The 23430-nt window shown below is 74.1% G+C and carries 21 protein-coding genes, 1 pseudogene and 4 riboswitches; of the genes and pseudogenes, 9 read left to right on the top strand and 13 right to left on the bottom strand.

What is annotated here, in order from left to right; translation table 11 throughout:
- Window positions 1-234 precede the first annotated feature (234 nt).
- On the bottom strand, window positions 235-768 hold the full coding sequence (locus ACWDYF_RS01955; RefSeq protein WP_389463403.1) for a MarR family winged helix-turn-helix transcriptional regulator: 534 nt from the start codon (window positions 766-768) through the stop codon (window positions 235-237).
- 47 nt (window positions 769-815) lie between these two features.
- On the opposite strand from ACWDYF_RS01955, the gene ACWDYF_RS01950 reads away from it, so the two are divergent.
- From ACWDYF_RS01950 to ACWDYF_RS01935, 4 genes are all read left to right on the top strand, one after another.
- Window positions 816-2087 (top strand): ABC transporter substrate-binding protein, encoded by a 1272-nt coding sequence (locus ACWDYF_RS01950; RefSeq protein WP_389463401.1) that lies wholly within the window; start codon window positions 816-818, stop codon window positions 2085-2087.
- A 119-nt stretch (window positions 2088-2206) separates the two neighbouring features.
- Entirely contained in the window at window positions 2207-3634 is a 1428-nt protein-coding gene (locus ACWDYF_RS01945; RefSeq protein ID WP_018566788.1) for an APC family permease, read from the top strand.
- A gap of 99 nt (window positions 3635-3733) precedes the next feature.
- Window positions 3734-4756: an acetamidase/formamidase family protein gene (locus ACWDYF_RS01940; RefSeq protein WP_389463397.1), complete on the top strand. Its 1023-nt coding sequence runs from the start codon at window positions 3734-3736 to the stop codon at window positions 4754-4756.
- Window positions 4757-4966: 210 nt separating this feature from the next.
- Complete coding sequence (locus ACWDYF_RS01935; protein ID WP_389463395.1) at window positions 4967-6490, top strand: chitinase; 1524 nt, start codon at window positions 4967-4969, stop codon at window positions 6488-6490.
- A gap of 84 nt (window positions 6491-6574) precedes the next feature.
- Here ACWDYF_RS01935 and ACWDYF_RS01930 read toward each other — a convergent pair whose 3' ends face one another.
- From ACWDYF_RS01930 to ACWDYF_RS01905, 6 genes and pseudogenes are all read right to left on the bottom strand, one after another.
- Window positions 6575-7207 (bottom strand): FxLYD domain-containing protein, encoded by a 633-nt coding sequence (locus ACWDYF_RS01930; RefSeq protein WP_037889820.1) that lies wholly within the window; start codon window positions 7205-7207, stop codon window positions 6575-6577.
- A gap of 114 nt (window positions 7208-7321) precedes the next feature.
- Entirely contained in the window at window positions 7322-8368 is a 1047-nt protein-coding gene (locus tag ACWDYF_RS01925; protein ID WP_389463393.1) for a TRM11 family SAM-dependent methyltransferase, read from the bottom strand.
- A 161-nt stretch (window positions 8369-8529) separates the two neighbouring features.
- The gene (locus ACWDYF_RS01920) at window positions 8530-10158 is read right to left on the bottom strand and encodes an adenosine deaminase family protein (protein WP_381739335.1); all 1629 of its coding nucleotides are present in this window, start codon (window positions 10156-10158) and stop codon (window positions 8530-8532) included.
- Between the two features lie 172 nt (window positions 10159-10330).
- Window positions 10331-11600, bottom strand: a pseudogene (gene eno / locus ACWDYF_RS01915) (phosphopyruvate hydratase).
- Between the two features lie 53 nt (window positions 11601-11653).
- A complete protein-coding gene (locus tag ACWDYF_RS01910; RefSeq protein ID WP_389463912.1) occupies window positions 11654-12376 on the bottom strand; it encodes a 2,3-bisphosphoglycerate-dependent phosphoglycerate mutase in 723 nt (240 codons plus the stop codon).
- 34 nt (window positions 12377-12410) lie between these two features.
- Complete coding sequence (locus tag ACWDYF_RS01905; RefSeq protein WP_381739338.1) at window positions 12411-12911, bottom strand: inorganic diphosphatase; 501 nt, start codon at window positions 12909-12911, stop codon at window positions 12411-12413.
- A gap of 46 nt (window positions 12912-12957) precedes the next feature.
- A riboswitch (Fluoride riboswitch) is annotated at window positions 12958-13023 on the bottom strand.
- A 125-nt stretch (window positions 13024-13148) separates the two neighbouring features.
- Here ACWDYF_RS01905 and ACWDYF_RS01900 point away from each other — a divergent pair.
- Complete coding sequence (locus tag ACWDYF_RS01900) at window positions 13149-13478, top strand: hypothetical protein (protein ID WP_381739239.1); 330 nt, start codon at window positions 13149-13151, stop codon at window positions 13476-13478.
- A gap of 22 nt (window positions 13479-13500) precedes the next feature.
- Here ACWDYF_RS01900 and ACWDYF_RS01895 read toward each other — a convergent pair whose 3' ends face one another.
- Genes ACWDYF_RS01895 through ettA form a run of 3 tightly spaced genes read right to left on the bottom strand, consistent with a single transcriptional unit; the run spans window position 13501 to window position 16812 of the window.
- The gene (locus ACWDYF_RS01895; RefSeq protein WP_389463389.1) at window positions 13501-14676 is read right to left on the bottom strand and encodes an MFS transporter; all 1176 of its coding nucleotides are present in this window, start codon (window positions 14674-14676) and stop codon (window positions 13501-13503) included.
- Complete coding sequence (locus tag ACWDYF_RS01890; protein ID WP_381739242.1) at window positions 14673-15122, bottom strand: hypothetical protein; 450 nt, start codon at window positions 15120-15122, stop codon at window positions 14673-14675. The genes ACWDYF_RS01895 and ACWDYF_RS01890 overlap by 4 nt, the downstream gene beginning before the upstream one ends.
- A 22-nt stretch (window positions 15123-15144) precedes the next feature.
- The gene (ettA, locus tag ACWDYF_RS01885) at window positions 15145-16812 is read right to left on the bottom strand and encodes an energy-dependent translational throttle protein EttA (RefSeq protein ID WP_389463386.1); all 1668 of its coding nucleotides are present in this window, start codon (window positions 16810-16812) and stop codon (window positions 15145-15147) included.
- 40 nt (window positions 16813-16852) lie between these two features.
- Window positions 16853-16916, bottom strand: a riboswitch (Fluoride riboswitch).
- 112 nt (window positions 16917-17028) lie between these two features.
- Window positions 17029-17095, top strand: a riboswitch (Fluoride riboswitch).
- A 25-nt stretch (window positions 17096-17120) separates the two neighbouring features.
- Between ettA and ACWDYF_RS01880 the strand changes: the two genes are divergently transcribed.
- On the top strand, window positions 17121-17612 hold the full coding sequence (locus ACWDYF_RS01880; RefSeq protein WP_389463383.1) for an inorganic diphosphatase: 492 nt from the start codon (window positions 17121-17123) through the stop codon (window positions 17610-17612).
- A 68-nt stretch (window positions 17613-17680) separates the two neighbouring features.
- Window positions 17681-17761, top strand: a riboswitch (Fluoride riboswitch).
- A gap of 162 nt (window positions 17762-17923) precedes the next feature.
- Window positions 17924-18130, top strand: coding sequence for a DUF2180 family protein (locus ACWDYF_RS01875; RefSeq protein ID WP_381739247.1), 207 nt, complete (start codon window positions 17924-17926; stop codon window positions 18128-18130).
- A gap of 150 nt (window positions 18131-18280) precedes the next feature.
- On the opposite strand, the gene ACWDYF_RS01870 is transcribed toward ACWDYF_RS01875, so the two are convergent.
- Window positions 18281-19051: a TioE family transcriptional regulator gene (locus ACWDYF_RS01870; protein WP_389463379.1), complete on the bottom strand. Its 771-nt coding sequence runs from the start codon at window positions 19049-19051 to the stop codon at window positions 18281-18283.
- An 80-nt stretch (window positions 19052-19131) separates the two neighbouring features.
- On the opposite strand from ACWDYF_RS01870, the gene ACWDYF_RS01865 reads away from it, so the two are divergent.
- Complete coding sequence (locus tag ACWDYF_RS01865) at window positions 19132-20361, top strand: erythromycin esterase family protein (RefSeq protein ID WP_389463377.1); 1230 nt, start codon at window positions 19132-19134, stop codon at window positions 20359-20361.
- A 62-nt stretch (window positions 20362-20423) separates the two neighbouring features.
- Here the strand turns inward: ACWDYF_RS01865 and ACWDYF_RS01860 are convergent, their stop codons facing one another.
- Complete coding sequence (locus ACWDYF_RS01860; RefSeq protein WP_389463376.1) at window positions 20424-21650, bottom strand: MBL fold metallo-hydrolase; 1227 nt, start codon at window positions 21648-21650, stop codon at window positions 20424-20426.
- A gap of 137 nt (window positions 21651-21787) precedes the next feature.
- Between ACWDYF_RS01860 and ACWDYF_RS01855 the strand changes: the two genes are divergently transcribed.
- Window positions 21788-22408, top strand: a complete 621-nt coding sequence (locus tag ACWDYF_RS01855; RefSeq protein WP_389463374.1) for a TetR/AcrR family transcriptional regulator — start codon at window positions 21788-21790, stop codon at window positions 22406-22408.
- 86 nt (window positions 22409-22494) lie between these two features.
- Here the strand turns inward: ACWDYF_RS01855 and ACWDYF_RS01850 are convergent, their stop codons facing one another.
- Window positions 22495-23280 (bottom strand): SGNH/GDSL hydrolase family protein, encoded by a 786-nt coding sequence (locus ACWDYF_RS01850; RefSeq protein WP_389463910.1) that lies wholly within the window; start codon window positions 23278-23280, stop codon window positions 22495-22497.
- Window positions 23281-23430: the final 150 nt, after the last annotated feature.

Below are 23430 nucleotides of genomic sequence, written 5' to 3'. Positions count from 1 at the left end.
CACAGTAGTCACCGAGGCATCATGTGCGATGAGCAGTCGCCAAAATCCCCCGCCGAGCGTCCCGCTCTGGTATGAGGCGTCGTACGGCCGACCGAAAAAACATGTGTGCCGGAAGAACATCCGTGCCGAAAGCACATCCGCGCCGGAAGAACGTCCGCGCCGCAAGCCCCCGCATCGGAAAACGTCGGCGTCGGAAACGTCCGCTGGCGGGACCGATGAAGCGGGCGGCCGGTGTCAGGCGCAGGCGCCGGGGTCCGCCGCGAGATGGGCCACCAGGGCGCCGAGGCCGCCCGCGCCGTCGCCACCGGCCGCGGCGCGCAGCGCCGACTCGTGGGCGGCGGCGAGCGCGTCGAGGCGGGTCAGCCGGTCCCGGCCGCGCCGGGAGAGGTGGACGCGGATGCTGCGCCGGTCGGTGTCGGACTGCCGGCGGTAGACCCAGCCGTCGTCGGCGAGCGCGTCCACCAGGCGGGTCAGGGAGGCGTGCGGGATGAGCAGCCCTTGCGACAGCTCGCCCATGGGGCGGCCCGCGTCGTCGGCGAGGGCGCGCAGGACGCGCCACTGGTCGACGGTGCAGCGCTCCTCGCCGAGCACGGCGGCCAGCCCCTGGACGAGCCGCCGCTGGGCGAGGGTGAGGATCTCCACGAGCGGGGGCCCGCCGGTGCGGGCGGCAACAGAGCCGGGCGGCGCCGGGCGGCCCGGCGCGGACGCCACCGCGGGGGCCGGGGGCGGTGCGGTGTCTGCGACGGGATCCGGCCGTACGCTCCCCACGCGCACTCACCTCCTCCGTCCGCCGCTTCCTGGAGCATACTCGCGGCGTGGACTACGGCGTGAACCTCCAGGCGCGGCTGATCGAGCCGCTCGACGCGCTGTACGCGCCGGGTGACGCGGCGGCGTTCCGGCTCTGCCTGGTGGTGCCGCAGTCCGGGGCGCTGGGCCTGATCGGACCGTCCGCGCTGGACGCGGCCGTGCTGGCGGCGCACGAGATCAACGCGGCGGGCGGGATCGCGGCCGCGCCCGGGGGCCGTGGGACGGCGGCGCGGGCGCGGCGGGCCGAGGGGCCGGCGGATGCCCGGCCCGCCGGGTCGGGACGGGGCGTCCGCCGGGTGCGGGACCGTGCCGTTCCGTGTGCCGAACACCGGATGGACCTGGTGCTGGTGGACGGCGGCCGGGCCCCGGCGGCGGTCGCCGGGCAGGTCGCGGAACTGGTCGGCGCGGGGGCGGTGGACGCGGTGGCCGGTTTCCACTCCAGCGATGTCCACCGGGCCGTCGAGGCGGTGGTGAGCGGCCGGGTGCCGTACGTCTTCACCCCGCCGCACGAGGGAGGTGCCCGGCTGGCGGGGGTGGCCTGCACCGGCGTCGGACCCCGGGAGCAACTGACCGACGCCGTCGGATACTTGACGGTACGTCATCAGGTGCGCCGCTGGGCGCTGGTGGGCAACGACTACATCTGGCCACGGGCCGTGCACCGGGCCGCCCGCGACGCCGCGGCCGGGTGCCACGCGCAGGTGGTGCTGGAGCACCGGGTGCCGCTGGGGCAGGTGGACCGGGCGCTGGGGCGGCTGGTGGAGGAGCTGCGCGCGCACCGGGTCCAGGCGGTCCTGGTGAGTCTGATCGGGCGGGATCTGGTGGCGTTCAACCGGGGGCTGCGGCACAGCGGTCTCGACCGCCGGCTGGTGCGGCTGTCCGGGGCGCTGGAGGAGAACGGCCTGCTGGCCTGTGGCGGCGACGACACCGGCGCCCTGTACTCCTGCATGGACTCCTTCGCCGCGCTGGCCGACGACCGCGCGCTCGCCCTGACCGAGCGGCACCGCGCCCTGCTCGGCCCGACCGCTCCGGTGCTGGACTCCTACGCGCGCGGCCTCTACGACGGCGTGCACCTGGTCGCGGCGCTGGCCGCGCGCCGAGCGCTGCGGGCGGACGCCGCTCTGCCCGCGGCCGTACGGCGCCTGCTGGCCGCGCGGGGGCCGGGCCCGCGCGAGGCGTGGCGCGCCGCACCGCAGGGACCGCCACGGCCCGCCCTGCACCTGGCCCGCGCGGACGGCCCCGACCTGCGGGTGGTGGCCTCGTTCCGCGCCCGGGGCCACTGACCCGCCGCCCTCGGCGCCGGGGTTCCGCGACCCTCCCCCGTCGAGATACTTCCATCTGGAAATAAGTGGCCGTACGCTCTCCCCGCAACGCGCGGGCACCCCGCAGTGAGGAGAACGCCATGTCCGAACCACCGGCTTCCGGCACGCTGGAGAGCTACGGCTACCGGCAGGAACTGCACCGCTCGCTGAGCTTCCGGGACCTGCTCGTCTACGGCCTGGTCTTCATGGTGCCCATCGCACCCTTCGGGATCTTCGGCAGCGTCTTCCAGAGCTCCGGCGGCATGGTCGCCCTGACCTACGCGGTCGGCATGGTGGCGATGATGTTCACGGCCCTGTCGTACGCGCAGATGGCGAAGGCGTTCCCGATGTCCGGCTCGGTCTACGCCTACGCGGGCCGCGGGATCGCCGCCCCGGTCGGCTTCCTCTCCGGCTGGATGATCCTCCTCGACTACGTCCTGGTGCCCGGCCTGCTGTACCTGATCGCCGGGATCGCCATGAACTCGCTGGTCCCGGCCGTCCCCGTATGGCTGTGGCTGGTGGGCTTCGTGCTGCTCAACACCGCGGTCAACTACACCGGCATCCGGATGACCGCGCGGGTCAACAAGCTGATGCTGCTCGCCGAACTCGTGGTGCTGGCCGTCTTCCTGGTGATCGGCGTGATCGCCCTGGCCCAGGGCAAGGGTCGGGGCTTCGACTTCACGGCGGTCTACAACGGGCACACCTTCTCCTGGTCGCTGGTGTTCGGGGCCGTCTCCGTGGCCGTGCTGAGCTTCCTCGGCTTCGACGGCATCTCGACGCTCGCCGAGGAGAACAAGGACTCGGCCCGCGCCATCGGCCGTTCGATGGTGGCGGCGCTGGTGCTGGCGGGCGCCCTGTTCATCGTCCAGACCTGGCTGGCGTCGCTGCTGGTGCCCGCACCGGACCGGCTGCTCACCGAGGGCGATCCCGGCGGCACCGCCTTCTACGACGCGGCCCGGGTCGCCTCCGGCGAGTGGCTGGCCACCCTGACCGCCGCCGCCACCGCGGTGGCCTGGGGCTTCGCCAACTCGCTGGTGGCGCAGGCCGCCACCTCGCGCCTGCTGTACGCGATGGCCCGGGACCGCCAACTGCCCGCGTTCCTGGCCAAGGTGCACCCGCGCCACCGGGTGCCGGTGAACGCGACCCTGCTCACGGCCGCCGTCTCGCTGGCGCTGGGCCTCTACATGAACTCCCGCGACGACGGGGTGACCCTGCTGAGCAGCCTGGTCAACTTCGGTGCCCTGACGACGTTCCTGGTGCTGCACGTGTCCGTGGTCGTGCACTATCTGGTCCGGCGGCGCAGCCGCGACTTCTGGCGGCATCTGATCGCACCCGCGATCGGCTTCGCGATCCTGGCGTACGTGGTGGTGAACGCCGACATCGCGGCGCAGCGGCTGGGGTTCGTGTGGCTCGGCATCGGCGTCGTGGTCCTGGCCGGGCTGCTGCTGACCGGCCGGCGGCCCGACCTGGCGGCCGTGGAGCACGCGGAGAGCACGGACGATCCGGTGGCCCCGCCGCCCGCCGGGTAGTCCTCCCCCGGGTGCCGCCGTACGCGGCGCCCTGTCCCTCGCCCGCCCGTCCCGCCCGCGTTCGCATCCGCGATCCGGCACTCAGGAGGAACCTCCCGCATGAACACTTCCGCCCCGGTGATCGACGTCCCCTCGGATCCCGCCCGTTACGCCTACGCCTTCGGCGGCGGGTCGCCCGTGGTGACGGTGGAGCCCGGCAGCATCGTGGAGCTGACCACCGAGGACTGCTTCGGCGGCCGGGTGCGCGGACCGGCCGATCTGCCCAGCAGGGTCTGCTCGTTCCCGTACCTGAACCCGGTCACCGGTCCGATCGCGGTGGCCGGGGCCGAGCCCGGCGACACGCTCGCGGTGCACTTCGTGGACATCGCACCGGCCCGCGACTGGGGCGTGTCCAGTACGTTCCCGCACTTCGGGGCGCTGACCGCGACGCACACCACGGCCATGCTGCACCCCGCGCTGGAGGAGCGGGTGTGGGTCTACGCCATCGACGCGAAGGCCGGCACCTGCCGGTTCGAGGCGACCCGCGGCGACTTCGCGGTGGAGCTGCCGCTGGACCCGATGCACGGCACGGTGGGGGTGGCCCCGGCGGCGGGCGAGCGGCTGATGTCGATCTCCCCGGGGGTGCACGGCGGCAACATGGACACGCCCGAGCTGCGGGCCGGGACCACCGTCTACTTCGGCGTCAATGTCGAGGGCGCGATGCTGGCCGTCGGCGACGGCCATGCCCGGCAGGGCGAGGGCGAGGTGTGCGGTACGGCGGTGGAGACGGCGATGAACACGGTGGTGGCCGTGGATCTCGTCAAGGGCGGCGGGCCCGCCGTGCCGCGGCTGGAGAACGACGGGTTCCTGCTGAGCACCGGGCACGCCCGGCCGCTGGAGGACGCCTTCCGCATCAGCCAGCACGACCTGGTGCAGTGGACCTCCGAGCTGCTCGGGCTCGATCAGCTCGACGCGTACCAGCTGGTGAGCCAGGCGGGTCTGGCGCCCGCGGCGAACGTCTGCGACACCCTCTACACGATGGTCGCCAAGCTGCCCAAGCGGGTGCTGGGCGCGGCCCGCGCCTACGAGGGTGTCCACGACCGGCTGCGGGATCTCGGCGCGGCCTACCTGAGCGGCCGCTGAGCCCAGAGGGGCGAAAGAGGCCCGCGGGTGGTCCAGTCGGCCGCCGCGGGCCCTGTGCAGGCGAATGAGTTTCCGGACCGGCAAATTGGTCTAGTCCCTTTTTGGTCCAGACCATTGACCCACCTGGTCGGCGGGCGCTATCCCATACGCATCAACTTCTCTACCCCGTACGGGATCCGGCGAACTCCCCCTCCACACACCGGGACTGACATGAGACTCAGGCGTTCCTTCCGCGCGGTCCTCACCGCGGCCGTCACCACGGCGGCCTCGGTGGGCCTCGCCCTGGCGGGCACCGGCACGGCGCAGGCGGCGACACCGCTGCCCGCGCACGTCTTCGCGCCCTACTTCGAGGCCTGGACCGGCGAGAGCCCCGCCGCACTGGCCGCCCAGTCGGGCGCCAAGCACCTGACGATGGCCTTCCTCCAGACCGCGTCCAAGGGCTCGTGCACGCCGTACTGGAACGGCGACACCGGCATGCCGATCTCCCAGTCGACCTTCGGCAGCGACATCAAGACCATCCAGAACAACGGCGGGGACGTCATCCCCTCGTTCGGCGGCTACACGGCCGACACCACGGGCACCGAGATCGCCGACAGCTGCACCGACGTCCAGCAGATCGCCGCCGCGTACGAGAAGGTCATCACGACCTACGACATCTCGCGGCTCGACATGGACATCGAGGCCGACTCGATCGACAACTCGGCCGGCATCGACCGCCGCAACAAGGCGATCAAGCTGGTCCAGGACTGGGCGGCGGCCAACGGCCGCACGGTGGAGTTCTCCTACACCCTGCCGACCACCACGCACGGCCTCGCCGACAACGGCGTCCAGCTGCTGAAGAACGCGGTCAGCAACGGCACCCGGATCGACGTCGTCAACCTGATGACGTTCGACTACTACGACAACCAGTCCCACGACATGGCGAAGGACACCCAGACCGCCGCCCAGGGCCTGGTCACCACGCTCGGCCAGCTCTACCCGAGCAAGACCTCCGCACAGCTGTGGGGCATGGTCGGCGTCACCGAGATGCCCGGCGTCGACGACTTCGGACCGGCCGAGACCTTCACCCTGGCCAACGCCACCTCGGTCTACAACTGGGCCGTCTCCAAGGGCATCAACACCCTGTCCTTCTGGGCCCTCCAGCGTGACAACGGCAGTTGTGCGGGCGGCGCCGCCGCCGACAACTGCTCCGGGATCCAGCAGAACACCTGGGACTTCTCCCACATCTTCGAGCCGTTCACCAGCGGCAGCACCGCCCCGTCCAACGACTTCTCGGTGGCGCTCGGCGCGGCCTCCGGCAGCGTGACGGCGGGCCAGTCCGCCACCACCACGGTGAAGACGGCCGTGACCAAGGGCGACGCGCAGACGGTGAACCTCAGCGTCAGCGGCGCCCCGGCGGGCGTCACCGCCTCGGTCAGCCCCACCTCGGTCACCGCGGGCGGCTCCGCGACGCTCTCCCTGGCCACCACCTCGGCGGCGGTCTCGGGCACCTACAACATCACCGTCACCGGTTCGAGCGCCTCCGGCAGCCACTCGGCGACGTACGCCCTGACCATCACCGGCGGCAACGGCAACCAGTGCACCGCCGCCCCGTGGGCCAAGGGCACCGTCTACACCGGCGGCCAGCAGGTCTCCTACAAGAGCCACAACTGGAAGGCCAAGTGGTGGACGACGGGCGAGGAGCCCGGCACCACCGGTGAGTGGGGCGTCTGGCAGGACCTCGGCGCCTGCTGATCCGCTCCCGTACGGCTGAACGGCCCGGAGTCCGCCCCCCGTGGGCACGGACTCCGGGCCGCTCGTCCATGTCCGGCGGCCGGCTCAGTACCGCTGCGCCTTCGCCAGCCGGGCCGTCAGCTTCTTGTCGGCCGACTGGCGGCTGAACGCGATCGGCTGCGCCTTCTTCCCCGGTTCGAGGTCCTGCGCCCCGACGTACCGGGTCTCGGCCACCTTGCCGTCGGCGTCGACGAAGTCGACCTGGACGGCGTACGACGCCTTGCGGTCGGTCTTGTTGGTGATCGTCACCAGCACGGCGAGCACCCCGCCGGTCCGGTCCCGGGGCACCCCGGTCATCCCGACCTCGCCCACGGCGTTGCCCCTGCCCGGCACGCCCTTCAGCGCCTTCTCGGCCGTCGCGGCGGAGCGGGCGGTGTCCGCCGACACCGACGCCTCGAACTCGGAGGCGCGCGCCTCCAGGGAGGAGGCCGCCGCCGAGACCGACGCCCGCGCGGAGGACACGGCCGCCGAGGCGGACGAGGCCAGCGCGGACGGCAGGGTCCCGGCGGAGAAGGAGCCCGTCTCGGGTGCGCTCGGCGTCCGGGTGGCGGATCCGCCCTGCTCGTTGCCGCCGCCGCATCCGGTCAGCGTGCCGGCCGCCAGGGCGCAGAGGAGTGCGGCCGCCGTGAGGGCGGTGGGGCGCGGCCCGGAAGGGCCCGCGCGACGCGGGAGAGGCATCGGCCCGTCCTTAGGGGTGAGGAACCTTGACCTCATCGTCGGCGCGGTCCGCGCGGCGCGCGACCCGGCCGCCGCCGCCCCGGTGACGCGGCCCCTCCCCCGGCCCGGAAGGTGCTAGTCCTTGCGGGCCACGATGATGTCCCGGTTGATCGCCTGGTCCACGCGGTGCTCGAAGCCCCGGTACGCCGCGGAGTCGCGGACGGTGAAGCCGTGGGCCTCCAGGATCTCGGCCAGTTGCTCCCGGCCCGCCACATGGGTGTTCCAGGAGATGCCGAGGGCGCCGCCGGGCCGCAGCAGCGGCTGCCAGACCGGGACGGCGGCGGCCAGCAGGTCCACCGGACTGCGGGAGAGCCGTCCGGCGTTCCCGCCGCCGTGCGGGCGGCTGCCGTGCTGCACGCCGTACGGCGCGTCGGTGACGATCAGGTCGAACTCGCCGCGCCGGAAGAAGTCGCCGCCGCGGAGGGTGTCCGCGTTGACGACGGTCACGTCGATGGTGCTGCCCTCGCGGTACAGCTCCTTGGAGGCGCCGAGGGCGACCTGGAGCCGGCGCCCCAGGGTCGCCTTCTGCCGCCGTACGGTGCCGGTCTCGGCGCGGTGCTTGAGGCGGCTGTTCTTCAGCCAGGTGCGGAAGAACGCGGAGTAGGCGTCGAAGTCCTTGGGGTCGATCTCGATCCCCGAGGCGTCCATGCCGTACATGACGGCCTGGTTGAGCGTGGTGCCCCGGCCGCACATCGGGTCGAGCAGGCGCAGGTCGCCGGTGAGCAGCCGGGCGGGCTCGTCCGAGGCCAGCGCGGTCACGTTCAGCAGGAGCCGGGTGAAGTCCTCGTTGGTCTTGCCCGCGTACTTCTGGATGGTGAGCAGGTCGCTCTCGAACAGGTCGAGGGGCTGCCTGGCGACCGGCCGCAGCAGATCGCCCTCGACGGCGAAGAGGGCGTACAGCGACGACAGGTTCGACAGCAGCCGGATGTCGGTGCCGGACAGCTCCGCGGCGCTGAACGTGACGTAGGGCACCCCGCCGATCTCGGTGACGCCGGTGTCCCGGACACCGCCGTCGATCACGGTCTCGCCGAACGCCTCCAGCTCCGCCAGGGCCAGCGCGGGCGCCGACCGGGCGTACACGCGGTTGTGCGAGGGCGAGACGAGAAACCCGTACCTGCTCATGTGTTGCGGATCCTGCTTTCCAGGGGCTTCCGGCGGCGGCCGCGGTGGTGCTGGTGCCCGGGGCGCGGCCCTGCTCGGGGCCGGTTGAATGACACACCGACCTTACCCGAGCCGCCCGCCGCGCCCGGCCCGGTGCGGGGCACCGGACCGGGCGCGCACGGTCAGCGGGTCCGGCCCGCCGACGCCTCGAAGCGGTGGAAGGCGATCTCCTGGCGCCACTCCAGCCGCGCCTTGAGGCTGGCGTCCAGCAGCCGGGCGCACGCGCCGCCCGGCCGGTCGACGCCGGGGCGCACCCCGCGGCAGGCGGCCACGGACGTGTAGCCGGAGCGGGTGGGGTTGCCCTGCCAGAGGCTGGCACCGGGCGCGAACGCGTACTCCAGGGAGGCCCGCGCCAGGTCCTTCAGCTCGGGGTAGGCCAGCGCGTACGTCAGGGAGGCGTACTGGTACTCGTGGGTGATGTCGATCCGGCTCACCCCGGGGTCGTCGGTGGCGAGCACGACCGGTACGCCGTAGCGGCGGTAGGTCCCGAAGGGGTGCTCGGCGCCCTTGACGCCGAGGATCTGCGCGTTGCTGGTGAACGGCACCTCGACGGCCGTCTCCCGGGCGGCCATCGTGCGGGCGGTGCGCTGCCAGTCGTCCTCGTGGACGAGGTCGACGCCGTGGCCGATGCGCTCGGCACCGGCGACGTCCACCGCCTCCTTGATGTGGAACTTCAGGTCGGCGGGCTTGACCAGGCCCGGCCACAGCTCCCCGGCGTGCAGGGTGAGATGGGCGTGCGGGTAGACGGTGCGCAGGTACTTGAGCATGCGCATCTGGAGGCTGTAGTCGCGCAGGGCGGTCTCGCCGTCCTCCGGCTGGACCAGGTTGACCGCGACGAAGCGGTGGTCGCGCTCGGACAGGCGCATGCCGAGGGCCATCTGTGTGAAGACGCGCTGCGGTGAACTGCCGCGCGAGACCTGGGAGATCCAGCGCACGGTGACGGTGCAGCCGGGACGGGCGGTCCTGGTCCCGCAGTGCTCGGCGGTGCGGAACTCGGCGTCGCCGTCGTCGGCTTCCGTACGGGCCTGGGCGACCACCTGGTCGAGTCCGCCGCCGGCCGTCAACTTGCGGTGCAGGGCGGCCAGGTCGGGGTCCCAGCCGACCTGGTCGGCGAGCTTCTTCGCGCCGTCGGAGGCGGGCGTGACCAGCGTCTCCAGATAGGACTGGTTCTGGACGGCGAGGTGGTCGGCGACGTCGGCGAGCAGCTTGCCCCGGTGGCGCCAGGTCACCTCGCCGAACTTGCCGAAGGTGTCGAAGAAGTGGTCGTGGCCGTTGCCGCCGGGCGGGAAGTCCTGCATGGACCAGGCGCGCACGATCGCGTCGCGGAACGCCTTGTCGGTGCGGGCGTCGGCGGCGGGCCGGGTACCGGCGCCGCAGGGCGGGGGCACGGCCGTCATCGTCGCGGTCTGGATGCACAGGCCGTCCTCGGCGGCCAGTTCGACGAGGTACTCGGTGGTGACCGCGCCGGAGAGGTGGTTGTGCAGGTCGCCGCCCTTGGGCATGCGCTGGAAGAAGCGGCGCAGGGCCGCGGGGTCGCGCCGGATCGAGCGCAGGTAGGCGTCGGTCGCGGCTTCCGCCCGGGTGGCGGGCGGCCGTGCGGCGGCGGGGCGGCTCGCGGGCCGGGCGGCCGTGGCGGAGGCGGCGGCCGGCGCGGCCGGTACGGCGGCCAGCGTCGAGAGCGCGGTGAACAGGACGACACCTGAGGTGGTCAGAGCCCTGCGTCGGGGCCCGGACCGCGTGGATTCGGTAATCACGCCTGCATCATCACGATGCCGGGCGCCCCGGGTCAGGCGAGCGGGCGGAGATCCACTCGACAGGGTGACACCGGCCCGCGGCCGTACGGGGTGCTCACCCCGGACCGCCGCGCGCGTGCGCCCCGCCGGGCGCCGTCGGTCCGGCGCCGGGCGGGGCGGGTGTGCCGCGTCAGCCGGCCAGTCCGAACTGCAGCTCGGGGTGGGCCTCGGCGATCTCGATCAGCCGGTTGTACTTGGCGACGCGCTCCCCGCGGGCCGGGGCACCGGACTTGAGCTGGCCGCAGCCGGTGCCGACGGCCAGGTCGGCGATGAAGGCGTCCTCGGTCTCGCCCGAGCGGTGGGAGACCATCTGCGTGTACCCGGCCTCCCGGCAGATCCGCATCGCCTCCAGGGTCTCGGTGACGGTGCCGATCTGATTGACCTTGATGAGCGCGGAGTTGGCGACCTTCCGGCCGATCGCCTCGGTGAGGATGGCCGGGTTGGTGACGAAGATGTCGTCGCCCATGATCTGCGTCCCGTGGCCCAGCCGGGCGGTCAGCCGGACCCAGCCGTCCCAGTCGTCCTCGGCCAGGCCGTCCTCGATCGACCAGACCGGGAAGCGGTCGACGATCTCCTCGTAAGCGGTCGATGAGGCGGTCCGTGCTCAGTTGCTCTCCCGCCACCCGGTAGCCGTCGCCGTCGCGGAACTCGCTGGCCGCCGGGTCCAGGGCGATGGCCACCCCGTCCCGGCCGGGGGTGTGGCCCGCGTCGCCGATCGCCTCGACGAGCAGCCGCAGGACGTCCTCGGGCCGGTCGACGGCGGGGGCGAAGCCGCCCTCGTCGCCCAGCCCGGTGGTGTGCCCTTCCGCGGCGAGCCGGGCCTTGAGCCGCCCGTAGATCTCCGCTCCGGCCCGCACCGCCTCGGGCAGGCTCGGCGCGCCGAGCGGGGCGAGCATGAACTCCTGGAAGTCGAGCGCGTTCGCGGCGTGGGCGCCGCCGTTGACGACGTTGAAGTGCGGCACCGGCAGCCGCGGGGTGGTGCCCGCGACCCGGGCGAGGTGCTGCCACAGCTCCCGCCCGGCGAGGGCGGCCTCGGCGCGCCAGGCGGCGAGGGAGACCCCGACGACGGCGTTGGCGCCGAGCCGGGACTTGGTGCCGGTGCCGTCCAGCTCGATCAGTGCCCGGTCGAGGTCGGCGGCCGAGTCGAAGGCGCGGCCGGTCAGGGCGCGGGCGATCTCGCCGTTGACGTGCCCGACCGCGGCCAGGACGCCCTGGCCCCGGTAGCGGGCCTCGTCCCCGTCGCGCAGTTCGACGGCCTCCCGGGTGCCGGTGGAGGCCCCGGAGGGCACACCGGCCCGGGTCCGGGTGCCGTCGTCGGTCGTGAGGGTGACGGCGAGGGTGGGGCGGGCGCGGGAGTCGAGGATCTCGACGGCGTGCAGCTCGGCGGGGCGCAGAGTCATGGGGGTCTTCCTCCGGGGTGCGGGGGTGGTGGATCGAGGGCGGGGCGCCGGGGTCAGTGGCCCTCGGCGGCCACCAGGTCGGCGCGGGCGGCGCTGCCGGGGTCCAGGTAGGTGCCGTGGCGTACGAGGGGACGCAGGTCGCCGTCGAAGTCGTGGCGCAGGGGTGCGCCGGTGGGGATGTCGAGCCGTTCCGCCTCGTCGCCGGTGAGGCGGTCCAGCACGGCCGCCAGCGCGCGCAGGGAGTTGCCGTGCGCGACGACCAGCACGGTGGCTCCGGTGCGCAGTTGGGGTACGAGGACGTCGGTCCAGTAGGGGACGACCCGGGTGATCATGTCGGCCAGGCTCTCCACGGCGGGCACCGCGTCGGGACGCAGGGCCGCGTAGCGCGGGTCGGCGCGCAGCCGGGCCAGCGCGTCGGCGGGCAGCGGGGCGGGGCGGCCGTGCAGCGAGCGGCGCCAGTGCCGGTAGCGGCCGGGGCCCGCCTCCTGCCGGACCTCGTGCTTGAGGCGGCCGGTCAGGGCCCCGTACTGGCGCTCGTTCAGCCGCCAGCTGCGGCGTACGGGGATCCACAGCCGGTCCAGCGTGCCGAGGGCGAGGTCGGCGCTGTGCACGGAGCGGCGCAGCAGGGAGGTGTGGACGACGTCCGGCAGGAGCCCTTCGCGGGCGATCGACCGGGCCGCCCGGACGGTCTCTTCCTCGCCCCGGGGGGTGAGGGGCACGTCGGTCCAGCCGGTGAAGCGGCCCTCCGCGTTGGTGGTGCTCTGGCCGTGCCGCATGAGGACCAGGGTGCCCACCGGGCGGGCGCGCGGCTCAGTCACCGGTCGTTCCCGGGGTGGCCGCGGCCCGCTCCCGGGCGGCACCGATCTCCGCGTACGCCTGCTCGCGGCCCTCCCAGTGGGAGCCCTCGACGGACTTGCCGGGTTCCAGGTCCTTGTAGACCTCGAAGAAGTGGGTGATCTCCAGGCGGTCGAACTCGGGGACGTCGTCGATGTCCCGCAGGGGCGCGTAGCGCGGGTCGTGGGCGGGGACGCAGAGGATCTTCTCGTCCGGGCCGTGCTCGTCCTTCATGACGAACATGCCCACCGCCCGGCATTCGACGGCGCAGCCGGGGAAGGTCGGCTCGCCGGTGAGCACCAGCGCGTCCAGCGGGTCGCCGTCGCGGCCCAGGGTGCCCTCGATGTAGCCGTAGTCGGCCGGGTACTTGGTGGAGGTGAACAGCAGCCGGTCCAGCCGGATGCGGTGCAGTTCGTGGTCCATCTCGTACTTGTTGCGGGACCCCTGCGGGATCTCCACGGTCACATCGAACTCCACGGGAGCCTCCTGGCGACGGGAGCCGTCCTCATGGCACGGCTCAGCTGTTCTGCCAGGGACCGTCAGCGGCATGATGCCGCGGTTCGCGGTGAGCCCCATCACCGACGCGCTGGGCGCATCCACAGTGTGCCCCATGGATCACCTGCACGGGTATCCAGGGTACGCCGGACGGAGCAGCTCCGTGGGCGGAGCCCCGCGACGTACGCTGGAGGTGCGGGAAGACCCGGGGAGGATGCCATGTCCGGCGCCGTCTCCAGCTCCCACGGGAGCGCGCACCTCACTGTCTCGGCGGGACTCTTCGCGCCCGCGTGGCTGCCGCCCGGGGGCCGGGGCAACGGTCTGCGGGCGGTGTCCTGGGCGCCGGTCGCCGACATCCCCGCGCGCCGGGTCGACGAGGTGCTCGACGCGCTGCGCGAGGCGGGGGTGCCCGCGCACGCGGCGCCCGCGCCCCGGCCGGTCCGGGTCGTGACGCCGGGCGAAGGCGCGCCGGGGACCGTGTGGCGGCTGCGGGTGGGCTCGCAGGCCTACGGGAGGGCCGAGGACGTGCTGATGCGGCTGCTGCGGTGAGCCGCCCGGTCCCGCGCGGCGCTCAGGCGATGTGGCGCACCTTGAGCAGCAGCGGGACCGCGGCCAGTTGCAGGGCTACGGAGAAGACCACCAGGCCGGTGACGGAGTGGTCGTAGAGGGCCCCGAGGGCGAGGCTGCCCGCGCACCAGCACAGGCCGAAGCCGGTGTCGAAGAGGCCGAAGGCGGAGGCCCGGCGGCCGGGGGCGGTCATGCCGGTGAGGGCGGCCCGGACCACGGACTCCTGGGCGGCCGTGCCCAGCCCCCACAGCACCACGCCGCACACGGCGGCCACCGGGCCGCCGAGGAAGACCAGCGGCGGGAAGCACGCCGTCAGCAGGGTCGCGCCCACCACCGTCCGCAGCCCCCACCGGTCGAACAGACGGCCGAGCGTGAGCGCGGCGAGGGCCTCGGTGGCCATGGCGACGGCGTACAGGACGGGGATCCAGGGGGCGGCGACGACGTGCGCCCGGCCGAAGTGGTAGGCGATGAGCGGGTAGTCGGCGTAGGCGGCGGCGATCAGGCCCATGGCCGCCAGATAGGTCCGGAAGGCCCGGGGGGTGCCGTGTCTGCCGGGGACGTCCTCGCCGGTGTCCAGGCCGGACGGGTCGGGGTACTGCCGCCACGCGGCGGCCAGGACGAGCAGGGTGAGCGCGGCCGGTACGGCGAGCACGGCGAAGCCCGTGCGGTAGCCGCCGTGCAGCGCGAGCACACCGGCCACGACGAGCGGGCCGGTCATCGCGCCGGCCGCGTCCAGGGCCTCCCGTACGCCGAAGACCCGGCCGCGGCCCAGCTCGGCGGTGGCGTGGGCGAGCATCGCGTCCCGGGCGGGGGTGCGCAGGGCGCGTCCGGCGCGCTCGGCGGCGATCAGCACGGCGGCCACCGGCCACTGCCCGGCCAGGGCGAGCAGCGGCACCGCGACCATCTGCACCAGGTAGCCGGCGGCGGTGATCGGCCAGTACCGGCCGGTGCGGTCGGCGGCCCGGCCGGACACGAACCGCAGTGCGTAGCCGAGGAGTTCGCCGGCGCCCGCGATCACGGAGACGGCGAGGGCACCGGCGCCGAGCGAGCCGAGGAAGGGGCCGGTGATGCCGCGCGCGCCCTCGTGGGCCATGTCGGAGAACAGGCTCACCACGCCGATGAGCAGCACGAAGCGCAGCGCGGTGCCGCCCGCCGGGCCGCGGCGGCCGGCGCCGCTCACCGCTTCGGGTCCGCCGGTGGCTCCGGGGAGCCGTGCGCGAGCCCGCGGCCCGTGCTCCGGCCGGAGCCGTCCGCGCCGCCGTCCGGCGGGAGGCCGCAGGGGACGTCGGTGACGCGGCGGCGGCGCAGGCCCGCGTGGCGGGCCAGGGCGCGGGCGGCGCCGTGCAGGGTGCGATAGGCGCCGATCTCGTGGGCGGTGCCCGCGGGGACGGCGACCCAGCGGGCGCGGCGGCCGTCGCGGTGGTGGCGGGCGCGGCCGAGCGGGCGTCCGCCGACCGCGACGACCTGGATGACGAAGTGGCCGGGGAAGAGCGGGGTGCAGGCCAGGCGGCCGGTGCGGGCGAGCCGGCCGAGGGCCTGCTCCTCGCGCAGGTGCCACTCGGCGTTGACGACGGTGACGCGGGCCGTGCGCAGGGCCGCCACCGCCGCCCGGTCGAGGTCTGTCATGGCGCGGTGCTCCTGTCGGGCGTCAGCCGCGGACCAGCCGCCGGTGGGTGACCGGGTGCGGGCGGGCGGCCTCCTCGCCCAGACGCTGCCGCTTGTTGGCCTCGTAGTCGGCGAAGTTGCCCTCGAACCAGAACCAGTGGGCGCCGCCCTCCCAGGCGAGCACATGGGTGGCGACGCGGTCCAGGAACCACCGGTCGTGCGCGGTGATCACGGCGCAGCCGGGGAAGGCGAGCAGCGCGTGCTCCAGCGAGGCCAGGGTCTCCACGTCGAGGTCGTTGGTCGGCTCGTCCAGCAGCAGCAGGTTGCCGCCCTGCTTGAGGGTGAGCGCCAGGTTGAGCCGGTTGCGCTCGCCGCCGGACATCAGGCCGACGGGCTTCTGCTGGTCGGCGCCCTTGAAGCCGAAGGTGGCGACATAGGCGCGCGAGGGCAGTTCCACACCGCCGACGCGCAGGTGCTCCTGGCCGCCGGAGACCGCCTCCCACACGCCGGCGGCCGGGTCGAGCCCGGCGCGGTCCTGGTCGGCGTAGGAGATGCGGACCGTGTCGCCCAGGCGCAGGGTGCCGCTGTCGGGCCGCTCCTCGCCGACGATCATCCTGAAGAGCGTCGTCTTGCCGACGCCGTTGGGGCCGATCACGCCGACGAGGCCGCCGCGCGGCAGCGAGAAGGACAGGTCCTCCATCAGCAGCCGGTCGCCGTGGCCCTTGGTGAGGTGGTCGGCCTCCAGGACGAGGCTGCCCAGGCGCGGGCCCGGCGGGATCCGGATCTCCTCGAAGTCCGGTTCGCGGCGGCGCGCGGCCTCGCTCGCCAGTTCCTCGTAGCGCTGCACGCGTGCCTTGGAGGCGGCCTGCCGGCCCTTGGCGCCCGCGCGCACCCAGGCCAGTTCCTCGGCGAGCCGCTTCTGCCGCTTGGCGTCCTTGCGGCCCTCCACCTGGAGGCGGGCGGCCTTGGTCTCCAGGTAGGTGGAGTAGTTCCCCTCGTAGGGGTGGACGCGGCCGCGGTCGATCTCCAGGATCCAGCGGGCGACGTTGTCCAGGAAGTACCGGTCGTGGGTGACCGCGACGACCGTGCCCGGGTAGTCGGCCAGGTGCTGTTCCAGCCAGGCCACGGACTCGGCGTCCAGGTGGTTGGTCGGCTCGTCCAGGAGCAGCAGGTCCGGCTGGGACAGCAGCAGCCGGCACAGCGCGACCCGGCGGCGCTCACCGCCCGACAGTCCGCGGACCGGGGTGCCGGGCGGCGGGCAGCGCAGGGCGTCCATGGCCTGCTCCAGGCGGGAGTCGATGTCCCAGGCGCCCGCGTGGTCCAGGGCCTCCTGGAGCGCGCCGAGTTCGTCCAGGAGGTCCTGCGCCTCCGGTCCTTCGGCCCGGCCGAGGCGCGCGGTGACCTCCTCGTAGCGGCGCAGCATGTCCCGGACGCCCGCGACGCCCTCCTCGACGTTGTCCCGGACGGTGGCCGTGTCGTCGAGCCGGGGCTCCTGCTCCAGGATGCCGACGCGGGTGTCCGGGGCCGGGGCCGCCTGCCCGCGCGCGGGCTGTTCGCGTCCCGCCATGATCCGCAGGAGGGTGGACTTGCCCATGCCGTTGGGGCCGACCACGCCGATCTTGGCGCCGGGCCGGAACGAGAGGGTGACGTCGTCCAGGACGACCTTGTCGCCGTGGGCCATCCGCACGTTGCGCATCGTGTACGCGTACATCCGCGATGCCTCCGTAACCGGGCCGCCGGGGAGGCGGCCGTCGTTCACAGAGGCCATCAGCACGGGGTGTGCGGTCAAGGGCGAGCCTCATCGCCGTCTCCGTCCATGGTGCCCACAGCGGGCGTCCGCGCGCCAGCCCGAGCCGCCCGCACCCGGTGGCGACGGACGTCAGGTGGACAAGGCAGGCATATCCGGCGGCCGGGCCGGGGAGAATGAACGTGCCGGGGCGATGGGGCTCGCCCGTGACCGCACGGACCGCCGTGCTGATGGCCTCTACGTGGACCGCCGTACCACGGGAGGAGCCTGCGATGGAGATCATGGTCATGGTGGCGGCGACGGTCGGATCGCCGTTCGCACCGCACGACGGATCGGACGGGCACGACGTGGCCGCCGCGGGCTCGACCCGCGTGACCGGCTACCCGGTCGGCGCCGGCCGGATCGACGACACCCTCACCGAGGACGGCGAGCCGACCGCCGTCCTGCTGCTGATGGAGGAACCGGCGCTGCCGGGCCGGACCGTGCGGGCCCGGCCGGTCGCGCTGGTGCACGCGCTCAGGGACGGCCGTCCGTGCCCGGAGCTGGTGTGTGTACCGGCGCACGACGCCAACTTCGCGGCCCTCACCGGCGTACGGGCGCTGCGTGCCTGGCATGCGGACGAGGGCACCCTCGCCACCGTGCTGCACCGGCTCGACCCGGCGCACCACTGGCGGGTCGAGGAGTGCGAAGACCCCGCGGCCGCCGAGGAGTTCCTGACCCGGGCCCGGCAGGCGTACGCGCGTCTCACGGGCTGTCTGGACTAGACCCGCGCCGCGGGGCCGGGACACCGATGGCGGCGGCGGCCTTGACCGGCGCCGCCCGGACCGGTTCACTCGGACTCGGCGATGGATCCCGCCTGGGCCGTTCTCCGGCCCGAACCGCCCTCCTCCGGGCTGATGGTTCCTGACCGACGTCAGGACCGCATGCCCTCGGGAGGTACCCACGTGGACGCTTCGCCGTCGTCCGTGCACGCTCACGGACCCACTCCCCCGCACCGCCCGGAGCGCCGCCCGCGTCCGGGGCACCCGCCGGGTGCGCCGCGCCCGTCCGGCCCCGACCGGGACGGAGCGATGCGATGATCTGCTTCGACTGTCAGGAACTCGACGTCACGACGGCCGCCGTCGCCGTCTGCCGTACGTGCGGCGCGGGGATCTGCCGCGGTCACGGGCGGCCCACTCCGCAGACGCTGCACGACCTGACCGGGGCCGGTCTGGCCACCAAGCCGCGTGCAGCGCGGCGGATGGTGTGCCGCACCTGCCTCGCCGCGGAGCGCAGCGGGTGACCGGTTCCCGGCACCTGCCCCGACCGCCCTTCAGCGCGGGTCCCTCCGAGGCGCACACCCGCGCGCCCCGGTCGCGAGAAGGGCACAGGTGAGGGGTGCGCCGTGTCCTGACCGGCGCACCCCTCACCCCATCCTCGCGCGCTCCGTCCGTCAGCCGCGCTCGCGCAGATACGCGTCCAGTTCGGCGGCCCCGGCCAGCAGGGCGCGCCCGCGGTCGCTGAGCCGGTCCCGCCAGTCGCGCAGGGTGGCCTCCAGCGGTTCGGGGCCGCCCGCCGCGCGGACCCGTTCGATCAACGGCGCGATCTGCTCCAGCGGATGGCCGCCGCGTCTGAGCTGGTGCACCAGCCGGGCGTCGCGCACGGCGGCCTCGTCGTACACCCGGTAGCCGGTGCGCGGATCGCGGCGCGGGCGGACCAGTCCGGCGCGCTCCCACTTGCGCAGGGTCGCGGGCCGGATGCCGAGCCGCCCGGCCAGCGGGCCGATGAAGCCGCCCGAGGTCCCGGCCCGCGGACCGGAGTCCCCGGCGCGCGGGGCGGAGGCGGGCACCGGGCCGGAACCGGGCGCGGCGGGTGTGTTGAGGCCCCGGAGGGCCTGTTCGACCGCCTGGAGGGTCAGCCGGTCCTCCAGGAGCTGGGCGTGGCTCTCGTCGATCAGGCGCAGTGCCTCCTCCACCGCGCCCTCCCCGACCGCCCGCATCACCGCGGCCGCCGTGCGGTGGCCGTGGCCGGGCACCAGGGCGAGGAAGGTGCGCAGGGCGCGCGCGTGCAACGGGGTGTAGGTGCGGTAGCCGTGCTCGGTGCGGGCGGCGGCCGGGAGGATGCCGGCCTCCTCGTAGTTCCTGACCGCCTGGGTCGACACCCCGTGCGCACGGGCCAGGTCGACCGGCCTGAGCCGTCGGGTGCTTTGAGGGTTGGACTCCATGATCCTGCCGTTTTCCGGGGCTCTTGAAGGGGGTGGTCGGAAAAAGTTTCCACGGAGGGTTCAACGATAGCGTTGAAGGCATGGCTACCGGTATCAGGAACACCGCCCATGCCGTGGACGCCGCCGCCGTGCTGCGGCTGCTCCCGTCCCGGCCCCGGATCCTCGCCCTGGGCGAGCCCACCCACGGCGAGGACGCGCTCCTCGCACCGCGCGACGCGCTGTTCCGGCAACTCGTCGAGGAAGAGGGGTACCGCACCATCGCGATCGAGAGCGACTGTCTGCGGGGCCTGGCCGTGGACGACTACGTCACCTGGGGCAGGGGCTCCCTGGACGAGGTGATGGAGCGCGGCTTCAGTCACGAGTGGTTCAACGTGTCGGCGCCCAACCGTGAACTGGTGCGCTGGATGCGGGAGTTCAACGAGGGGCGACCGCTGTCCGAGCGGGTGCGCTTCGCCGGGATCGACGGCCCGCTGGAGATGACCGGCGCCGAGAGCCCCCGGCACGCCCTGACCGCGCTGCACGCCTTTCTCGCCGCCCGGGTGGACGCCGGTCTGCTTCCGTGCGCCGCGCCGGAGCTGGACCGGCTGCTCGGCGCCGACGGCCGCTGGAGCGAACCGGCCGCGATGCGGGACCCGGCCCGGTCGGTGGGGCGCTCGGCCGAGGCCGCGCGGCTCCGGCTGATCGCCGACGACCTGGTGACGCTGCTCGACACCCAGACACCGCTGCTCATGGAGGCGGCCGCGCCACCGGAGCTGGAACGGGCGCGCCTGTACGGGCGTACCGCCGCCGGGCTGCTGCGCTACCACTCCCGGACGGCCGACACCTCACCGGCCCGGATGACCTGGCTGGTGGCCCTGCGGGACCGGATGATGGCGGCCAACCTGCTGGCCCTCGCCGAACGCGGCCCGGTCCTGGTCCACGCCCACAACGGCCATCTCCAGCGGGAGCAGAGCACCATCCGCATGGACGGCACTCCTGTGCGGTGGTGGAGCGCGGGCGCGCTGGTGGGCGCCCGCCTGGGCGAGCGGTACGCGTTCCTGGCCACCGCCCTCGGCACGCTCCGCCACCGGGGCGTGGACATCCCGCCGCCGGACACCCTCGAAGGGATCCTGTACGCCCTCCCGGGAGCCGACTGTCCCCGTGTCGTCGACGCGCGCGGCCTTGCGGACGCCCTCGCGAGCGGCATCCCGCCCGTCCCCCGGCAGTCGCCGTACCACGGCTACGCCCCGCTCGACCCGGCGCACCTGGCCCGGACCGACGGGATCGTGTTCGTGAAGGACGTCCCGGAGGCCGGACGGGCGCACACCTGACAGCAGGGCGCGGCGGAGGCCGCACGGGCGCGGCGGGTGGCTCAGTCCTCGTCAGTCTTCGTTCAGTCCTCGGCCAGCAGGTCGAGGCCGCGGGCGGTGCTCAGGCCCAGTTCGGGCGCCGGCCACCTGCGGGCGCGGGCCGACCGGGACACGTCGCGCCACCACGGGAGCGCGGGCAGCTCACCGGCCGGTTCGAAGGGCCGGCCCGGGACGGGCAGGGCCAGTGCCTGGCCGACCGCGTCCGCCGCGGCCAGCGCCCACTCCGCCGGTTCCGACCAGGGGTGCAGGGCGAGGTTGAACGTCCCCCAGTGGATGGGCAGCATGACGCCCTCGGCCCGGCCCTGTTGCAGGTCGAGGTGGCTCTGCACGCCCTGGGTGGGGTTCATGTGGATGTCCGGCCAGGCGCCCGGCAGCGGCCCGGCGTCCGGCTGGTCCTCGGGCCAGAAGTCGGAGTACGCGCCGAGCTGGATCATCGTGGCGTCGAAGGGGCCGTGGTCGGCGCCGATGTCCCGGAAGCCGTCGAAGTAGCCGGTGTCGCCGCTGTGGTAGACGCGGTGCTCGTCACCGGCGACGACCCAGGAGGCCCACAGGGTGTGCTGGGTGTTGCGCAGGCCGCGGCCGCAGAAGTGCCGGGCGGGGGTGGCGGTCAGGGTCAGTCCGCCGACCTTGGTGGCCTCGTGCCAGTCCAGTTCGCGCAGCCGGTCGGCGGAGACACCCCAGTGTTCGAGGTGGGCGCCGACGCCGAGCGGCACCGCGAAGAGGGTGTCCGTGGCGGCCAGCGCCTTGATGGTGGGCAGGTCCAGGTGGTCGTAGTGGTCGTGGGAGATGACCACCACGTCGACCGGGCCGAGCGCGGCCAGCGGCAGGGGCACCGGGTGCAGCCTGCGGGGGCCCGCGAAGGGGAACGGCGAGCAGCGCTCGCCCCACACCGGGTCGAAGAGCACCCGGTGCCCGTCGATCTCCACGAGCACACTGGAGTGCCCGAGCCAGGTCAGGCGCAGTCCGCTGGCCGCGGGACGGGCCAGGTCGGCGAAGGTGGTGGCGTGCACCGGGATATTGCCCCGGGGCGAGCGCCGGACCCGCTCGTCCTTGTCGAAGTAGTGCTTGGCGAAGTCGAGCATCGAGCCCGAGGGCCGGATGCTCGCCGGGCCTCCCGGGTTCTGGAAGACGCCGTCCTTGAAGTGCGGGGAGCGGCGGATCCGCGCCATGCGCGCACCGCCGGGGTCCACGCCGAAGGCCTCGGGCCGCAGGGCGCTCAGCCCGGGAATCGAGGGACGGAAGCCGGCCACGTTACCTCCAGGTGGGGTCGCTCAGGTGGTCCATTATGAGGGGGCCGCCGCGCCGTTCCCGGGCCGCCCCGCGCCGTCCCCGCCGGGTGCCTGGCACAGATCTTGTCTGAGAGGCAAGACCCATTAGGGTGACTCGCGTGGCGAGAGTGCGGTTGAGCGTGGCGGAGCGGCGCGAGGAGTTGCTGCGGGCCGCCATCGGGCAGATCGAGGCGCGCGGTGTGGCGGCGGTGCGGATCGCCGACGTGGCCGCGGTCCTCGGGGTGAGCAACGCGCTGGTGCTCTACCACTTCTCGACCAAGGAGAACCTGGTGGCCGCCGCGTTCGCCCGCGCCGCCGAGGACGATCTGGCGCGGCTGCGCACGCTCCTCGGGCGGCGTACGACGGCGGTGCGCAGGCTGCGGGCGGCGGTGCGCTGGTACGCGCCGACGGGCAGCGCCAAGGGCTGGCGGCTGTGGATCGAGGGCTGGGCCGCCGCGGTGCGCGAACCCGCGCTGCGGGAGGTCACCCGGGACCTGGACCGGCGCTGGAAGGCGTCGCTCACGGCGGTCGCGGCCGAGGGGGTGGCGGCGGGCGAGTTCCACTGCCCCGACCCGGCCGGTACGGCCCTGCGGCTGACGGCCTATCTGGACGGTCTCGCCGTACAGCTGACCTGCTACGGGGGCACGCTGTCCCGCACCCGGGCGCTGGAGTGGGTCGACGACGCCCTGGCCCGCGAACTGGGCCTGGACCGGGAGGCGTTGACCGCCGCGGCCCGGTGAGCGCGCCCGATGCCCCGCCGGGCTCCGGTGGGTGCGGGGGGGCCGGTGGCCGGGGCCCGCGCGCGGCGGGTCCCGGTCGGCCTGCCTCAGGCCACCGACGCGATCCGCGTCCTGATGTCGTCCGGGGACAGCGTCCCCTTGGCCGTCACGGCGTCCCCCGAGGACTCGCCCCGCAGCCGGCGGCCGATCCACGGGACCAGGTACTCGCGGGCCCAGTGGACGTCGTCGCGGCGGACCTCCAGCGTGCCGCGCGGCGGCAGCGGGGGCCAGGGCTGGTCCGGGTCGGCCGGTACGTCGACGCCGAGGACCTGTCCGGCGCGCAGCGCGACGCGGGTGTGCCCCTCGGGCGAGAGGTGCAGCCGGTCGTGGTCCCAGGCCCGCCGGTCCTGGACGGTCCTGAGCGACCACAGGTCGAGCACGGGGCAGCCGTAGCGGTCGGCGACGGCGCGCACATGCCCGTTGTACGTGGCGATCTTGCCGCGCAGGTGTTTGAGCAGGGGTACGCCGCGGGTGTCGAAGCCGGTGGTGACCAGGACGGTGCCGGCCGCCGCGGTGAGCCGGGCGACCGCCTTCTCGAACCGTTCGGCCACGTCGTCCGGGTCGGTGCCGGGCCGGATGATGTCGTTGCCGCCCGCGCAGAAGGAGATCAGGTCGGGGGCGAGTGAGGCCGCCCGCGGCACCTGGTCCGCCACGATCTGGTCGAGCAGTTTTCCGCGCACGGCGAGGTTGGTGTACCTGAAGTCGCCCTCGGGTCGCCGGTCGGCGAGCAGCACGGCGAGCCGGTCGGCCCAGCCGACGAACGCTCCGTCGGGTCCGGGGTCTCCGACGCCCTCGGTGAAGCTGTCCCCCACCGCCACGTACGACCCGATCACTGATCTGCTGTCACTCTTCGAATCGTCTGCCACGTCGGCCCATGATTCACCTTCCGATGTGACTTACGCGACCGTAGGCAGGGGTTGACGGTCGGTGAGAAAGGCCACTCCGACAGCATCGCCGAGCCGGGAATACGCCCGCCCGCACCA

Source organism: Streptomyces sp. NPDC003284 (assembly GCF_053589675.1).
This window is presented reverse-complemented; position numbering and strand designations above follow the sequence as displayed.

Bases quoted from the DNA above. Each gene is read 5' to 3' on its own strand.
- ACWDYF_RS01900 (WP_381739239.1), top strand. From the start codon at position 13,149: ATGTCCGGCGCCGTCTCCAGCTCCCACGGGAGCGCGCACCTCACTGTC.
- ACWDYF_RS01940 (WP_389463397.1), top strand. From the start codon at position 3,734: ATGAACACTTCCGCCCCGGTGATCGACGTCCCCTCGGATCCCGCCCGT.
- ettA (WP_389463386.1), bottom strand. From the start codon at position 16,812: ATGTACGCGTACACGATGCGCAACGTGCGGATGGCCCACGGCGACAAG.
- ACWDYF_RS01890 (WP_381739242.1), bottom strand. From the start codon at position 15,122: ATGACAGACCTCGACCGGGCGGCGGTGGCGGCCCTGCGCACGGCCCGC.
- ACWDYF_RS01870 (WP_389463379.1), bottom strand. From the start codon at position 19,051: ATGGAGTCCAACCCTCAAAGCACCCGACGGCTCAGGCCGGTCGACCTG.
- ACWDYF_RS01865 (WP_389463377.1), top strand. From the start codon at position 19,132: ATGGCTACCGGTATCAGGAACACCGCCCATGCCGTGGACGCCGCCGCC.
- ACWDYF_RS01945 (WP_018566788.1), top strand. From the start codon at position 2,207: ATGTCCGAACCACCGGCTTCCGGCACGCTGGAGAGCTACGGCTACCGG.
- ACWDYF_RS01935 (WP_389463395.1), top strand. From the start codon at position 4,967: ATGAGACTCAGGCGTTCCTTCCGCGCGGTCCTCACCGCGGCCGTCACC.
- ACWDYF_RS01910 (WP_389463912.1), bottom strand. From the start codon at position 12,376: ATGCGGCACGGCCAGAGCACCACCAACGCGGAGGGCCGCTTCACCGGC.
- ACWDYF_RS01930 (WP_037889820.1), bottom strand. From the start codon at position 7,207: ATGCCTCTCCCGCGTCGCGCGGGCCCTTCCGGGCCGCGCCCCACCGCC.
- ACWDYF_RS01875 (WP_381739247.1), top strand. From the start codon at position 17,924: ATGATCTGCTTCGACTGTCAGGAACTCGACGTCACGACGGCCGCCGTC.
- ACWDYF_RS01925 (WP_389463393.1), bottom strand. From the start codon at position 8,368: ATGAGCAGGTACGGGTTTCTCGTCTCGCCCTCGCACAACCGCGTGTAC.
- ACWDYF_RS01880 (WP_389463383.1), top strand. From the start codon at position 17,121: ATGGAGATCATGGTCATGGTGGCGGCGACGGTCGGATCGCCGTTCGCA.